This is a genomic window from Micromonospora sp. LZ37, from assembly GCF_059359015.1.
Genome location: NZ_JCADBL010000009.1, coordinates 60,234 through 74,898, shown reverse-complemented (window position 1 = coordinate 74,898; position 14,665 = coordinate 60,234). Strand labels below are relative to the sequence as shown.

At 74.5% G+C, this 14,665-nt stretch carries 11 protein-coding genes; 6 read left to right on the top strand and 5 right to left on the bottom strand.

The features are described from left to right. The first annotated feature begins 8 nt into the window (after positions 1-8). The 4 genes from AC5L3Z_RS19210 (at position 9) to AC5L3Z_RS19195 (ending at position 5,841) form a co-directional block, all read left to right on the top strand. A complete protein-coding gene (locus tag AC5L3Z_RS19210) occupies positions 9-1,301 on the top strand; it encodes a lysine N(6)-hydroxylase/L-ornithine N(5)-oxygenase family protein (RefSeq protein WP_494843855.1) in 1,293 nt (430 codons plus the stop codon). Next, positions 1,298-1,873, top strand: a complete 576-nt coding sequence (locus AC5L3Z_RS19205) for a GNAT family N-acetyltransferase (protein WP_494843854.1) — start codon at positions 1,298-1,300, stop codon at positions 1,871-1,873. The genes AC5L3Z_RS19210 and AC5L3Z_RS19205 overlap by 4 nt, the downstream gene beginning before the upstream one ends. Next, a complete protein-coding gene (locus AC5L3Z_RS19200; RefSeq protein WP_494843853.1) occupies positions 1,870-3,684 on the top strand; it encodes an IucA/IucC family protein in 1,815 nt (604 codons plus the stop codon). Before AC5L3Z_RS19205 ends, AC5L3Z_RS19200 begins: the two co-directional genes overlap by 4 nt. A gap of 126 nt (positions 3,685-3,810) precedes the next feature. After that, positions 3,811-5,841 carry a heavy metal translocating P-type ATPase gene (locus AC5L3Z_RS19195; RefSeq protein WP_494843852.1) on the top strand — a complete coding sequence of 677 codons (2,031 nt, stop codon included), beginning with the start codon at positions 3,811-3,813 and terminating at the stop codon, positions 5,839-5,841. Between the two features lie 11 nt (positions 5,842-5,852). Here the strand turns inward: AC5L3Z_RS19195 and AC5L3Z_RS19190 are convergent, their stop codons facing one another. Together AC5L3Z_RS19190 and AC5L3Z_RS19185 are read right to left on the bottom strand one after the other, a co-directional pair. Beyond that, positions 5,853-6,533, bottom strand: a complete 681-nt coding sequence (locus AC5L3Z_RS19190) for a response regulator (protein WP_494843850.1) — start codon at positions 6,531-6,533, stop codon at positions 5,853-5,855. After that, positions 6,530-8,119, bottom strand: a complete 1,590-nt coding sequence (locus tag AC5L3Z_RS19185) for an ATP-binding protein (RefSeq protein ID WP_494843849.1) — start codon at positions 8,117-8,119, stop codon at positions 6,530-6,532. The genes AC5L3Z_RS19190 and AC5L3Z_RS19185 overlap by 4 nt, the downstream gene beginning before the upstream one ends. Positions 8,120-8,219: 100 nt before the next feature. Here AC5L3Z_RS19185 and AC5L3Z_RS19180 point away from each other — a divergent pair, with 100 nt between their 5' ends. Beyond that, positions 8,220-9,620 (top strand): cation:dicarboxylate symporter family transporter, encoded by a 1,401-nt coding sequence (locus tag AC5L3Z_RS19180; protein WP_494843848.1) that lies wholly within the window; start codon positions 8,220-8,222, stop codon positions 9,618-9,620. 84 nt (positions 9,621-9,704) lie between these two features. On the opposite strand, the gene AC5L3Z_RS19175 is transcribed toward AC5L3Z_RS19180, so the two are convergent. After that, entirely contained in the window at positions 9,705-10,196 is a 492-nt protein-coding gene (locus tag AC5L3Z_RS19175; RefSeq protein ID WP_494843847.1) for a hypothetical protein, read from the bottom strand. Further along, on the bottom strand, positions 10,189-11,523 hold the full coding sequence (locus tag AC5L3Z_RS19170; RefSeq protein WP_494843845.1) for a molybdopterin-dependent oxidoreductase: 1,335 nt from the start codon (positions 11,521-11,523) through the stop codon (positions 10,189-10,191). Before AC5L3Z_RS19170 ends, AC5L3Z_RS19175 begins: the two co-directional genes overlap by 8 nt. A gap of 206 nt (positions 11,524-11,729) precedes the next feature. Between AC5L3Z_RS19170 and AC5L3Z_RS19165 the strand changes: the two genes are divergently transcribed. Then, the gene (locus AC5L3Z_RS19165; RefSeq protein ID WP_494843844.1) at positions 11,730-12,791 is read left to right on the top strand and encodes an NAD-dependent epimerase/dehydratase family protein; all 1,062 of its coding nucleotides are present in this window, start codon (positions 11,730-11,732) and stop codon (positions 12,789-12,791) included. A 406-nt stretch (positions 12,792-13,197) separates the two neighbouring features. Here AC5L3Z_RS19165 and AC5L3Z_RS19160 read toward each other — a convergent pair whose 3' ends face one another. Then, positions 13,198-14,622 (bottom strand): hypothetical protein, encoded by a 1,425-nt coding sequence (locus AC5L3Z_RS19160; protein ID WP_494843842.1) that lies wholly within the window; start codon positions 14,620-14,622, stop codon positions 13,198-13,200. Positions 14,623-14,665: the final 43 nt, after the last annotated feature.

Below are 14,665 nucleotides of genomic sequence, written 5' to 3'. Positions count from 1 at the left end.
AGAACCCCGTGTCGACGCACGACTTCATCGCGATCGGGCTGGGCCCGTACAACCTCGGGCTGGCCTGCCTGACCGCGCCGATCGACGACCTCGACGGCCTCTTCCTGGAGGCCCGGGCCGAGTTCGACTGGCACCCCGGCATGCTGCTGGAGTCGACCCGGCTGCAGACACCGTTCATCGCCGACCTGGTCAGCCTCGCCGACCCCACCTCCCCGTACTCCTTCCTGAGCTACCTGAAGGAGACCGGACGGCTCTACCCGTTCTACATCCGGGAGAGCTTCTTCCCGCTGCGCGGCGAGTACAACGACTACTGTCGGTGGGCCGCCGCGAAGCTGCCCTCCGTGCGCTTCGGCCACCAGGTCACCGCCGTCGTGCACGACCCGGTCGACGACCGGTACGTCGTGCACGCCACGGTCGCCGGGGAACCGGTCACCCACCGGGCCCGGCACCTGGTGCTCGGCACCGGCACCCCGCCGCACGTGCCCGACGCGTGCCGGGGGCTCGGCGGCGACGTGCTGCACAACTCGCGGTACCGGGAGCACCGGGCCGCGCTGCGCGCGAAGCGGAGCATCACCGTGGTCGGCAGCGGGCAGAGCGCGGCGGAGATCTACCACGACCTGCTCGCCGACATCGACGCCCACGGCTACCAGCTGAACTGGGTCACCCGCTCACCGCGCTTCTTCCCCCTCGAATACACCAAGCTGACCCTGGAGATGACCTCGCCGGACTACGTGGACTACTTCCACGCCCTGCCGGAGGCGACCCGCTACGAGCTGGAGTCCGCGCAGAAGCCGCTGTTCAAGGGGATCAACGCCGACCTGATCAACGACATCTACGACCTGCTCTACGCCCGCAGCGTGCACGGCCCGGTGCCGACCCGGCTGCTGACCGGCACGGCGCTGACCAGCGCCGCCCACGACGCGGCGCGCGGGACGTACACGCTGGGGCTGCGCCACGTCGAGCAGGGCCGCGACTTCACCCTGGAGACCGAGGGACTCGTCCTGGCCACCGGCTACCGCTACCGGGTGCCCGAGTTCCTCACCCCGGTACGGGACCGGATCCGCTGGGACTCGCACGGCCGGTTCGACGTGGCCCGCAACTACAGCATCGATCACACCGGGCGGGGCATCTTCCTCCAGAACGCCGGCACCCACACGCACAGCATCACCTCACCCGACCTGGGCATGGGCCCGTACCGCAACTCGTGGATCATCCGCGAGCTGCTCGGCCGGGAGCACTACCCGATCGAGAGGAGCATCACCTTCCAGGAGTTCGGCGCGCCGGTGGGAGCCACCTCGTGACCGCCGTCGTCCACCGCCGGGTCGACGACCGGCTCGGCGAGTTCGCGCTGCGTACCCTCGACCCGGACGCCGACGCCGCGCTGCTGCACGGCTGGGTGACCCACCCCAAGGCCGCGTTCTGGCTGATGGGCGACGCCGACGTGGCCCGGGTCGCCGAGGAGTACCGGCGGATCGCCGCCCACCCGCACCACGACGCCTTCGTCGGGCTCTGGCGCGGCCGGCCGGCCTTCCTCGCCGAGCGCTACGATCCCGCGCACGTCGAGCTGGTCGGACTCCACGACGCCCGCCCCGGGGACGTGGGCATGCACTTCCTCTGCGCGCCCAGCGACACCCCGGCGCGCGGCTTCACCCGGGCCGTGATCACCACCGTCGTGGGGTGGCTCTTCGCCGACCCGGCGACCCGTCGCGTGGTGGTCGAGCCGGACGTCCGCAACACCGCCGTGCACCGGCTCAACGCCGCCGTCGGCTTCACCGTCGTCGGCACCGTCGCCAAGCCCGAGAAGGACGCGCTGCTCAGCGTCTGCACCCGGGAGAAGTTCCACGCCGCCACCCGAGGAGACGTACCCGCGTGAACCCGCTCGACCACCTGACGCCGGAGACCTGGGCCCGGGCCAACCGGCTGCTGGTCCGCAAGGCCCTCGCCGAGTTCGCCCACGAGCGGCTGCTCACCCCCGAACCGCTGGACCCGGAGCCGTCCGGCCCGCCGCCGGAGCAGCGCCGCTACCAGGTACGCAGCGACGACAGCACGGTCGCGTACCGGTTCGCCGCCCGGCTGCTGGCCCTGGAGCACTGGTGGATCGACGCCGACAGCATCACCCGCCACCGGGGCGAGACCGAGCTGCCGTTGGACGCCCTCGACCTCTGCGTCGAGCTGCGCGGCGCGCTGGGCCTCGGCGACCGGGTCCTCCCCGTCTACCTGGAGGAGATCAGCTCCACCCTGGCCAGCACCGCGTACAAGCTGACCCGGCCGGCGGTGGCCGCCGCCGACCTGGCCCACGCCGACTTCCAGACCATCGAGACCCGGCTGACCGAGGGCCACCCCGGCTTCGTCGCCAACAACGGCCGGATCGGCTTCGGCCTGCACGACTACCACCGGTACGCCCCGGAGGCCGCCCACCCGGTACGCCTCGTCTGGCTGGCCGCCCACCGCGACCACACCACCTTCACCTGCTCGCCGGAGCTCGACCACGACAGTCTGATCCGCGGCGAACTCGGCGCCGACACCCTCGCCGGCTTCACCGACACCCTCAGCGGGCTCGGCCTCGACCCCGCCGACTACTTCTTCCTCCCGGTGCACCCGTGGCAGTGGGAGAACAAGCTCGCCGTCACCTTCGCCGCCGAGGTGGCGCAGCGCCGGCTGGTCTGCCTCGGTCCCGGCCCGGACGAGCACCTCGCCCAGCAGTCCATCCGCACCTTCTTCAACCTGACCGACCCGACCCGGCACTACGTCAAGACCGCGCTCTCCGTGCTGAACATGGGCTTCATGCGCGGGCTCTCCGCCGCGTACATGGAGGCCACCCCGGCGATCAACGACTGGCTCGCCGCGCTGATCGCCGGCGACGAGGTGCTCCGGGAGACCGGGTTGACGATCATCCGGGAGCGGGCCGCCATCGGCTACCGGCACCGGCAGTACGAGGCGGCGACCGACCGGTACTCCCCGTACCGGAAGATGCTGGCCGCGTTGTGGCGGGAGAGCCCGGTCCCCGGCCTGGCGCCGGGCCGGCGGCTGGCCAGCATGGCCGCCCTGCTGCACACGGACGCCGACGGCCGGTCGCTGGCCGCCGCGCTGATCGCCCGGTCGGGGCTGACCCCCGAGGCGTGGCTGCGCCGCTACCTCGACGCCTACCTCACCCCGCTGCTGCACAGCTTCTACGCCCACGACCTGGCCTTCATGCCGCACGGCGAGAACGTCATCCTGGTCCTCGACGGTGCGACGGTGGAGCGGGCGATCTTCAAGGACATCGCCGAGGAGATCGTGGTGATGGACCCGGAGGCCGACCTGCCCCCGCCGGTGCGACGGATCCGGGCCGACGTCCCCGAGGAGATGAGGCTGCTGTCGATCTTCACCGACGTCCTCGACGGCTTCCTGCGTCACCTCGGCGCCATCCTGGTCACCGAGGGCGTCCTGGACGAGGAGGCCTTCTGGCGGACGGTCGCCGGGTGCGCGGCCGACTACGCCGACCGGGTGCCGCACCTGGCCGACCGGCTGCGCCGGTACGACCTCTTCGCCCCGGAGTTCGCGCTCTCCTGCCTCAACCGGCTCCAGCTGCGGGACAACCAGCAGATGGTCGACCTCGCCGACCCGGCCGGCGCCCTGCAACTCGTCGGCACCCTGGTCAACCCCCTCGCCCGCTTCGCCCCGGGGGGCCCGAGCCGGCCCTGAGCACCGCCGCCGGGGTCGTCCGCGCCGATTCCGCCGTGCCGGCCGGCGGGGCGCAGCATCATGAGCGGGCGGGTGTGCGATCCCTCACCCCTCGGGGGGCGGACGGTGGCGGCGGAGGTGGACGGCATGAGACACGAACCCGCCGCCGGGCACGACAAGCACGCCGGTCACGACCCCGAGCAGTTCCGCCGCAAGTTCTGGCTGAGCCTGGCCCTCACCCTGCCCATCATCGTGACCAGTCACATGGTGATGGACTGGTTCGGCTACACCCTCGACTTCCCGGGGATCGACCTGGTCGGCCCGGTCCTCGGCTCGGTCGTCTTCTGCTACGGCGGTTGGCCGTTCCTGGTCGGCGGCGTCCGCGAGGTGCGCGACGGCGCCCCGGGCATGATGCTGCTGGTCTCGATGGCCATCACCGTGGCCTGGCTCGCCTCGCTGGCGACCAGCGTCGGCGCCTTCGACCTGGACTTCTGGTGGGAGCTGGCCGCCCTGGTGACCATCATGCTGCTGGGCCACTGGCAGGAGATGAAGGCGATCGGCCAGGCCCACGGCGCGCTCGCCGCGCTGGCCGCCCTGCTGCCCGACGACGCCGAACGGGTCGCCGGGGACGGCGGCGTGCACCGGGTGCCGGTCGCCGAGCTGCGGGTCGACGACGTGGTGCTGGTCCGCTCCGGTGGCCGGGTGCCGGCCGACGGCGTGATCGTCGACGGCGGCGCCGAACTGGACGAGTCGATGATCACGGGGGAGTCCCGCCCGGTGCCGCGGGCCGTCGGGGACCGGGTGGTGGCCGGCACCGTGGCCACCGACTCCTCGCTGCGGGTACGCGTCGACGCCGTCGGCGAGGACACCGCCCTGGCCGGTATCGGGAGGCTCGTCGCCCAGGCGCAGGCCTCCAGCGGACGCGCCCAGGTGCTCGCCGACCGGTTCGCCGCGACTCTCTTCTACGTCGCCGCGGCCGCCGCGCTGGTCACCTTCGGGCTGTGGTGGGCGCTGGGCGACCCGGACCAGTCCGTGGTCCGCACCGTGACGGTGCTGGTGATCGCCTGCCCGCACGCCCTCGGGCTGGCCATCCCGCTGGTGATCGCGCTCTCCACCGCGCTGTCGGCGCGGGCCGGCATCCTGGTCAAGGACCGGCTCGCCCTGGAGCGGATGCGCACCGTGGACGCGGTGCTCTTCGACAAGACCGGCACCCTGACCCTGGGCCGGCACACCGTCACCGGGACCGCCGCGGCCCCGGGCGTCAGCGAGGAGGAGGTGCTGCGCGTCGCCGGCGCCGTCGAGGCCGACAGCGAACACCCCCTCGCCAAGGCCCTGACGACGGTCGCGCACGACCGGGGACTGCGGGCGGTCGCCCAGGACTTCCGGTCCCTGACCGGCCGGGGCGTGCAGGCCGTCGTCGACGGCACCACCTGGGCGGTGGGCGGCCCCGCCCTGCTGCGGGAACTGGACGCCACCGTCGGCGACGAACTGGCCGGCGTCACCCGGGACTGGTCGGCCCGGGGCGCGGTGGTGCTGCACCTGGTCCGCCGGCCGGAGACCGGACGGGCCACCGCGGTCGGCGCCTTCGCGCTGGAGGACGAGGTACGTCCCGAGGCCCGCGCGGCCATCGCCGAGCTGCGCGCGCAGGGCGTCCGGACGATCGCCATGATCACCGGGGACGCCCGGCCGGTCGCCGAGGCGGTCGCCGCCGACCTGGGCTTCCGCCCCGGCGTCGACGAGGTCTTCGCCGAGGTCCTCCCCGCCGACAAGGACCGGGTGGTCGCCGACCTGCGGGCCCGGGGGCTGACCGTGGCGATGGTCGGCGACGGGGTCAACGACGCGCCCGCCCTGGCCCGCGCCGACGTCGGTCTGGCCATCGGCGCCGGCACCGACGTGGCGATCGAGTCGGCCGGGGTCGTCCTGGCCTCCTCCGACCCGCGCGGGGTCACCGCGGTGATCCGGCTGTCCCGGGCGTCGTACCGGAAGATGGTGCAGAACCTGGCCTGGGCGGCCGGGTACAACGTGGTGGCGATCCCGCTCGCGGCCGGCGCGCTGGCCTGGGCCGGGATCACCCTCTCCCCGGCCGTCGGGGCGGTGCTGATGTCCGCCTCCACCCTCGTGGTGGCGCTCAACGCGCAACTGCTGCGCCGGATCCGACTCACCCCCGGCCAGCACTGAGGCCACGCCGGTCAGACCGGCCGGTACTCGACCTCCGGGCGTCCCGGCGTCCCGTAGCGGGGGCTCCGGACCACCCGGCCGGTGTCGGCCAGGTGCTCCAGATAGCGCCGGGCGGTGACCCGGGACATGCCGGTCCGCTCGGCCACCTCCGACGCCGACTGCCCGGGACGGCTGCGCAGCGCCGCCAGCACCGCGTCGAGGGTCGGCGCGACGAGCCCCTTGGGCAGGGTGCCCGGCGCGGTCCCGCGCAGCGTGGCGAGCATCCGGTCCACCTCGTGCTGCGCCGCCACCGCGCCGCCGCCCGACGCCTGCGCCCGGTACGCGGCGTACCGTTCCAGCTTGTCGCGGAAGGCGGCGAAGGTGAACGGCTTGAGCAGGTAGTGGGTCACCCCGAGGGCGACCGCCGCGCGGACCATGCTCAGGTCCCGGGCCGAGGTGACCGCGAGGACGTCGGCGGAGCTGCCCGCGGCCCGCATCGCCCGGCACACCTCCAGCCCGTGCAGGTCCGGCAGGTTGAAGTCGAGCAGCACCAGGTCCACCTGGTCGCCGGAGCGCAGCACGCTCATCGCCGCGCTGGCGGTCGGCACCACCGCCACCACCCGGAACCCGGGGATCCGCTCGGTGTACACCCGGTGCGCCTGCGCGATCAGCTCCTCGTCCTCCACGATGAGCACCCGGATCTCCTCGCTCACGCCGGCGTCTCCAGCCGCACCGGCAGCCGGATGAGGAAGACGGTGCCGCCCTCCGGCGCGCCGACCACCTCGTACCGGCCGCCGTGGCGGGCGACGACCTGCCCGACCAGGGCCAGCCCCAGCCCTCGGCCGGCGCGCTTGGTCGACCAGCCGCGGCGGAACGCGTCGGCGACCTGGTCCGGGGGCAGTCCGGGACCGTTGTCGGTCACCTCCACCACGACCTCCCCGTCGGTGGCGACCACGCGGACGCGTACCCGTCGGGGTGGTTCCGCCGTGGCGACCGCCTCCAGGGCGTTGTCGACCAGGTTGCCCACGACGGTGAGCAGGTCGGCGGTGGGCAGCGCGCCCACGTCGAGCCGGGACTGCGGATCGACGCTCAGCTCGACGCCCCGCTCCGCCGCCTGGGCGGACTTGCCGAGCAGCAGCGCGGCGAGCGCCGGCTCGGCGATCGCCCCGACCACCTGGTCGGTGAGCTGCTGGGCCAGGGCCAGCTCCTCGGTGGCCAGCCGGACGGCCTCGTCGGTCCGCCCCAGCTCGACCAGGGTGAGCACGGTGTGCAGCCGGTTGGCGGCCTCGTGCGCCTGGGCGCGCAGCGCCTCGGTGAGCCCGCGCACCGAGTCCAGCTCGCTGCTGAGCGCGCGCAGCTCGGTGTGGTCGCGCAGGGTCAGCACACTGCCCTGGGCGTGGCCGTCGAGCGCGGTCGGACGCTGGTTGGCGACCAGCGCCCGGTCGCCGGTGAGGATCAGCTCGTCGTGCGCCGCCCGGCCGGAGGTGACCAGCTCGACCAGCGCCGGGGGCAGGCCCAGGCCGGTGAGCGGCCGGTCGACCACCGCCGCGTCCGGGTCGATCCCCAGCAGGCGGCGTCCCTCGTCGTTGACCAGTGCGATCCGCCCACCGGCGTCGACGACCACCAGTCCCTCGCCGACCGAGTGCAGGACCGCGTCGTAGTACTCGTACATCCGGGTCATCTGGGCCGGGCCGAGGCCGTGGGTCTGCCGCCGCAGTCGCCGGCTCAGCAGCCAGGAGCTCAGCCCCGCCAGGGCCAGCACCGCCGCCGTGACGGCGAGCAGGGCGGGTGCCCGGCCCAGCAGCCGCTGGTTGATCGACTCGGTGGTGATGCCGACCGAGACCAGCCCGGCCACCGTGCCGTCCGCGCCGCGTACCGGCACCACGGCGCGCACCGACTCGCCGAGGGTGCCGGTGTTGACCACCGTGTACGGGCGGCCGGCCAGGGCCGGGCCGATGTCGCCGATGAACGGCTGGCCGATCCGGGCCGGGTCGGGGTGGGAGTACCGGGTCCGGTCCGGGGCCATCACCACCACGAAGTCCGTGCCCGTCCCGGTCCGCACCGATTCGGCGTACGGCTGGAGCGTGGCCGCCGGGTCGGGGGCGCGCAGCGCGGCGATCACCTCGGGCGACCGGGCGACCGTCTCGGCCACCGCGAGCACCTCGTCCGTGGCGGCCTCCCGGGCGTCGGCGCGGGCGAGGAGGGCGGCGCCGACCGCGCCGGCGGCGACGAGCAGGGTGACGACCAGCGCCTGCAGGGCGAAGAGCTGTGCCGCGATGCTCCACTTCCGTGCGGTCATGTCCCCTCTGATCAGGTCGTCGTCACGTCGACACTTCACTGCGGTGAACAGAATGAACGCAAGGCTGCTTCCGGCTGAGACCCGGGCCACAGTCTCACCCATGCAGACCTCCACCACCACACCTGCCGTGCGGCCCCGCCGGGACCGCACCCACTACCTGTATCTCGCGGTGATCGTCGCGGTCCTCGCCGGCATCGTGGTCGGCTTCGCCGTCCCGGAGCTGGCCAAGGAGCTCAAGCCCCTCGGCACCGGGTTCGTCGCGCTGATCAAGATGATGATCAGCCCGATCATCTTCTGCACCATCGTGCTCGGCGTCGGCTCGGTACGGCAGGCGGCCAAGGTCGGCAAGGTCGGCGGCCTGGCGCTCGGCTACTTCCTGGTCATGTCCACGGTCGCGCTCGCGATCGGGCTGGTCGTCGGCAACCTGATCCACCCCGGGGCCGGCCTGCGGCTCGACGCGGAGCTGGCCGGCGCGGGGCAGGAGGCGGCCGGCGGGTCGAGCGAGGGGACGGTGGACTTCCTCCTCGGTGTCATCCCGACGTCGCTGCTCTCCTCGCTCACCGGCGGGGAGGTGCTCCAGACGCTGCTGGTCGCCCTGCTGGTCGGCTTCGCGGTGCAGGGCATGGGCAGCCGGGGCGAGCCGGTGCTGCGCGCGCTCGGCGTGATCCAGCGGCTGGTCTTCAAGATCCTCGCCATGATCATGTGGCTGGCCCCGATCGGGGCGTTCGGCGCGATCGCCGCCGTGGTGGGCGCGACCGGCCTGGACGCGCTCAAGAGCCTCGCCCAGATCATGTTCGGCTTCTACGCGACCTGCCTGGTCTTCGTCGTGGTGGTGCTCGGTCTCCTGCTCCGGCTGGTCGCCAAGATCTCGATCTTCTCGCTGCTGCGCTATCTGGGCCGGGAGTTCCTGTTGATCGTCTCCACCTCGTCGTCGGAGTCGGCGCTGCCCCGGCTGATCGCGAAGATGGAGCACGTCGGGGTGAGCCGGCCGGTCGTCGGCATCACCGTGCCCACCGGGTACTCCTTCAACCTGGACGGCACCGCGATCTACCTGACCATGGCCTCGCTCTTCATCGCCTCCGCGATGGGTGACCCGCTCTCCGTGGCCGAGCAGGTGTCGCTGCTGGTCTTCATGATCATCGCGTCGAAGGGCGCCGCCGGCATCACCGGCGCCGGCCTGGCCACCCTCGCCGGTGGTCTCCAGTCGCACCGGCCCGACCTGGTCGACGGGGTCGGGCTGATCGTCGGCATCGACCGGTTCATGTCCGAGGCCCGGGCGCTGACCAACTTCGCCGGCAACGCGGTGGCCACCGTCCTGGTCGGCACCTGGACCGGTGAGTTCGACCGGGAGCAGGCGCGGGCGGTGCTGGCCGGCGAGCGTCCCTTCGACGAGACCACGATGGTCGACGACGACCACGGCGCGGACGACGCCCCGACCGCCGACGACGCCGCCAACGTCGACGACCGGCCGGGCGCCGAGCCGGCGCGGGTGGGTTCCTGACCGCCTGATCCACGGGATGCGGCAGGTCGGGGTGTCCGGGCGGGTGGACGCCTGCGACCTGCCGCATCCCGTGGTGACCGGCCCTCAACCGCGGCGGCGGGTGGGGGCGCCGCCGCGTCGCAGCCGGCGCAGGCCGTAGAGGAGCGCGCTGGCGGCGAAGAGCACCCCGGTCACCGCGAGCCAGCGCCCGAGCAGCGGCCGGGGCGCCAGGCCGGTCGCCGCCTCGTACGTGTCGTCGCCCAGGCCCAGCACGCCGGGGAGGTGGACCAGCAGGAGCAGCCCGGCGGCGAGCGCGGGGACCCGGACGTGGTTCAGCGCCGACGCCACCGGCGGGCGGCCCGCGGCGGTCCGGTCCCGGCCGGCCAGGGCGGCGCGCAGCCCCCGGTCGACGGCGGCGTACGCCGGGAAGAGGACGAGGTCGTGGGCGATCACCGCGCCGAGGAACCAGAGCAGCATCGCGACGGCCGTCGGTTCGCCGGCCAGCCGCAGCACGATCCACCCGGTCACCGTGAAGCAGCCGAGCAGGAGCAGCAGGTGCCAGGGGGTGGCGCCGTAGCGGCGGCGGAGTTCACCCACCGGACCGCTCCTCGAAGACGATCTCCCGGACCCACTTGGTGCAGTGCACGCCGGGCAGCGCCGGGACGATGATCCGGGCCGGCCAGCCGTGGTCGGGGGAGAGGTCGACGCCGTTGACCCGCAGGGTGAGCAGCGAGTCGCCGTCGCGCACCTGGTTGGCCTGCAGGACCGCCTGGTTGAACTGGCCGGCCCGCTCCAGCGACCGCACCCGTGCCGACGCCGCGTCGGGGGTCCCCACCAGGGCGGCGAGGTCCCGCAGCCGGACCCCGGTCCAGGTCTGCGACGTGGACCAGCCCTCCACGCAGGCGATCGGCAGCCGGGCGGTGTGCTGGGCCAGGGCGAGCAGCGCGGCCCGGTCCAGTTCGACGGTGCGCCGCGCGCCGCGGACGGTCAGCCGCCAGTCCGGCCCGGTCTCGGCCGGCACGATGCCGGCTGCGGCGGCGGTGCGGTTGACCGGGAAGCCGTTCGGCCCGTCGCCGGGCTGCCGGCCCCGGGGCAGCAGCAGCGCCGTGCGGCGCAGCGCGTCGATGCTCTGCCCGACGGTCAGCGCCGCCAGCAGCAGCGCGCCCCCGCCGGTCAGGGCCAGCACCCCGCGCCGGCTGATGGTGGCCGGCCCGGGCCGCCGCGCCACCAGGCCGTCCGGATCCGGCGGCTCCGGACGGGTCCGCTCCAGCGGGGTACGCACGTGGCCCGGCCCCCGCAGCGCGGTGACCACCCGGGGCAGCTTGATCGAGACGTGGGTGACCAGGGCGGCGGTGAAGACCCAGGAGCCGTACCAGTGCGCGGTGTAGAAGTCGAAGCCGAACAGGTACGCGTACTGGATGTTGAGCAGGCCGGTGACGGTCTGGAAAAGGATCCCGCCGACCAGCAGCAGCAGCGACAGCCGCTCCAGCACCTGTGCGGCCGAGCGGGCCGGCGGCCAGTCGAAGAGCTTCGGCACCACCGACCAGAGCTTCGCCAGCACCACCGGGACCAGCACGATGCCGAGCGTGACGTGCAGCCCCTGGGTGAGCCGGAACAGCCAGGCCGGTCGGGTCGGCCAGTCCGGCACGGGCGGCCGCAGCCAGCCCACGTCGCGCGGGAACGCCTGGTCGAACCGGGGACCGTAGGCGATCCAGTCGAGCAGGCCGGTGACGATCACCAGGGGCAGCGTGGCGAGCAGCACCACGCCGAACACCGAGGTCAGCCACGGGCCACGGACCGGACTGTGCCAGGCGCCCGCGACCACGTCGGCGCCGGGTGGCCGGGGCCGGTCCAGTGCCCGCCACAGCCGCGCCGGGACCGGCGTCGGGTCGCCCGCCGGGGGTGGCGGGGAGTCGGCGGGCACGGAACCTCCTGTGGACGACGGCGGTCGGCGGACACCGGGCGGAACGGTCCGCGCGGCGGGGCCTTCGTGCAGGACGCTAGCCGCCGGCGCCGCCGGTCGGTCCGCTTCGCCGCATTACCGAAGGCTTACCGCCGGCCCCTTACGGAGTGCTGACGTCCGGTCCGAATCGGCCCGCGGGCGTCCCGGGTTGTCCTAGCGTGACGGGAATGCGGGTACTGCTCACCGGCGTGGCCGGTTTCATCGGATCGCAGGTCGCCGACCTGCTGGTGGCCGAGGGACACGAGGTGGTCGGCCTGGACGCGCTGCTGCCGCAGGCACACGGAGGGGAACTGCCCGGGTGGGCGCGCCGGCACGATCCGGTGATCGGCGACGTGCGGGACCCGGAGCTGCTCGACCGGCTGCTCTCCGGTGTGGACGCGGTCTGCCACCAGGCCGCCATGGTGGGCCACGGGCTGGACCCGTCGGACGCCCCCGGGTACGCCAGCCACAACGACTACGGCACGGCGGTGCTGCTCGCCGCGATGCACCGGGCCGGGGTGTCCCGCCTGGTGCTGGCCAGCTCGATGGTGGTCTACGGCGAGGGTCGCTACGAGTGCGCCCGGCACGGTGTCGTCCGACCCGCCCCCCGACGCGCCGCCGACCTGGCCGCCGGCCGGTACGACCCGACCTGCCCGGACTGCTCCGGCACGCTCACCCCCGCCCTCGTCCCGGAGGACGCCCCGCTGGAGCCGCGCAGCACGTACGCGGCGACCAAACTCGCCCAGGAGCACCTGGCCGCCGCCTGGGCCCGGCAGACCGGGGGCGGGGTGTGGGCGCTGCGCTACCACAACGTCTACGGCCCCCGGATGCCCCGCGACACCCCGTACGCCGGGGTGGCGTCGATCTTCCGCTCGGCGCTGGCCGACGGCCGGCCGCCCCGGCTGTACGAGGACGGCCGGCAGCGACGGGACTTCGTGCACGTCACCGACGTGGCCCGGGCGAACCTGCTGGCGCTGACCACGCCCGCTTCGGACGCCTTCGTGCCGGTGAACGTCTGCTCCGGTGAACCGCACACCGTCGGTGACCTGGCGGACGCGCTGGCCCGCGCGATGAACGGCCCGGAACCGGAGGTGGTGGGCGGGGCCCGGGCGGCCGACGTACGGCACGTCGTCGCCGACCCCGGCCGGGCGCGGGACCTGCTGGGCTATGCGGCGCGGGTGCGCTTCGTCGACGGGGTGACCGCCTTCGCCACCGACCCGCTGCGGGAGCCCGCCGCCCTGGCGGTCTGACCGCCGCCCCGCCGCCTGTCACCCTGCCGCCTGGCGCCTGGCCGCGTGCCGCGTGCTGCCTGGCCGCGTGCCGCCAGGTCGTCTGCCGCCCGGCCGCGGCTGCCACCCGGCCGCCGCCCCCGCCGGGTGGCGCCCCTGCCGCGTGACGCGCGGTGAGGGTGTGTGGCCTGGGCCGCGAGCGCGGGTTGGCTTGTCGACCGGGGCGGGGGCGCGGGTTTCGGCCGTGTCGGCGCCGGGCGGAGAGCGAGCGTGAGCGGCGGCCGGCCTGCAACCCGGGGGCGGTGCCGCCCGCCGGGCGGATTTCAGAACGAGAGTGATGACTGTGAGGCATATTGATACCTCAGAGTCATCACGCTCATCGCGACATCCGGGTGGACGGACGCTACGCTGCGTCATCACTTGGCGGTCAGGAGACCGTGAAGAGCAGGTGGTTGACGGCGAGGGCGGTCAGCGCCTGCCCGCCCAGCCACCAGCGTCGGGCCGGCGCGGGCAGGTGGGCGGCGGCGACCAGGAGCCAGACCACGAACGGCAGCCAGATCCGCTCCACCTCGGCCTTGCTCAGCCCGGACAGGTCGGCGGCGACCACCGCCAGCGCGGCGGCCGCCGGTAGCAGCACCACCGCCCCGAGACCCCGGACCCGTCCAGCGAGCGCCGCCGCCCGACCTGACAACGTCGCCCCGACCAGCGCACCCGAGCCCGTCGACCGCCAGGCCGCGCGGGCGGCGACAAGCGTGCGGCGCAGGGCCGGCCCGAGCACCGGACCGGCCGAGAGCAGCAGCGCGGCCAGGTTCGCCCAGACCCAGTAGCCGTACGGGCGGTCGGCCGCCCAACCCTGGTAGTAGCGCTCCACCACCCGGTCGTACCCCTCCCACCAGTGGAAGCCGGCGAGGGTGAACACGGCCGCCACGGCGGCGACCCCGGCGGCGCCGGCGAGCAGGGCGGCCGCCCTGCGGTCCCGACGCAGCGCCAGCACCGCCAGCGCCAGCGGTCCGACCAGCACGAACCCGTACGACAGGTGGAGCGCGAAGCCGAGCAGCAGCCCGCCGGCCAGGGCGACCCCCGGTCCCCGTACCGCGAGCAGCGCCAGCCCGGCGGCGACCACGCCGGTGAAGATGCCGTCGGCCGACGCGCCCACCCAGACCGCGCCGGGCAGCAGCACCAGGAACGGCAGCACGGCCCGGGCCGCGTCGGGGGCGCCCAGCGCCCGCAGCGCGACCGGGACGGACACCGCCACCGTCGCCCCCACCAGCACGCAGGTCAGCGCCGCCGCCGTGCCCCCACCGAGGCCGACCCGGTCCAGCCCCACGAAGACCAGCAGCGCGCCCGGCGGATGGCCGGCGGTGTGGGTGGACCACGAGTCGGGTTGGAAGTCGATGATCCGGTCGGCGAAGCCGGCCAACATCCGCCGGACGTCGGCCACCCGGGGCACCTCGTGCAGGTACTCCGCCTGCGTGGTGAGCCGCCGGGTCAGCCCCGCCGACCAGCCGTCCACCAGCGCCAGGGCGAGCGTCCAGGCCACCGCGGCCAGCCAGCCGGCGCCCAGCAGCGGACCCCAACGCGCCGTCCGCGCCCAGCGCCAGCCGGGGCCGAGCACGACCACGGCCACCAGCAGCGCCGCCGGGGTGCCCCAGCCGACGTGCGGCCGCCAGGTGGCGTAGACGGGAGCGGCGTCGGCGTGCAGGCCGACCCCCCGCCGGTTGAGCACCGCCCCGACCGCGACGGCCGCGGCGAGCAGCGCCGCCTCCACGCCGAGCACGACCAGGTCGCCCCGGTCCCGGACCGGGACCCGGTCCGTGGCGGGCGAGCGGGGCACGGTGGTTGCGGGTCTCATGACGACCGGACGGTACGGGTCGTGCCCGCCCCCCGTCCGGCGA

Bases quoted from the DNA above. Each gene is read 5' to 3' on its own strand.
- AC5L3Z_RS19160 (WP_494843842.1), bottom strand. From the start codon at position 14,622: ATGAGACCCGCAACCACCGTGCCCCGCTCGCCCGCCACGGACCGGGTC.
- AC5L3Z_RS19165 (WP_494843844.1), top strand. From the start codon at position 11,730: ATGCGGGTACTGCTCACCGGCGTGGCCGGTTTCATCGGATCGCAGGTC.
- AC5L3Z_RS19180 (WP_494843848.1), top strand. From the start codon at position 8,220: ATGCAGACCTCCACCACCACACCTGCCGTGCGGCCCCGCCGGGACCGC.
- AC5L3Z_RS19185 (WP_494843849.1), bottom strand. From the start codon at position 8,119: ATGACCGCACGGAAGTGGAGCATCGCGGCACAGCTCTTCGCCCTGCAG.
- AC5L3Z_RS19195 (WP_494843852.1), top strand. From the start codon at position 3,811: ATGAGACACGAACCCGCCGCCGGGCACGACAAGCACGCCGGTCACGAC.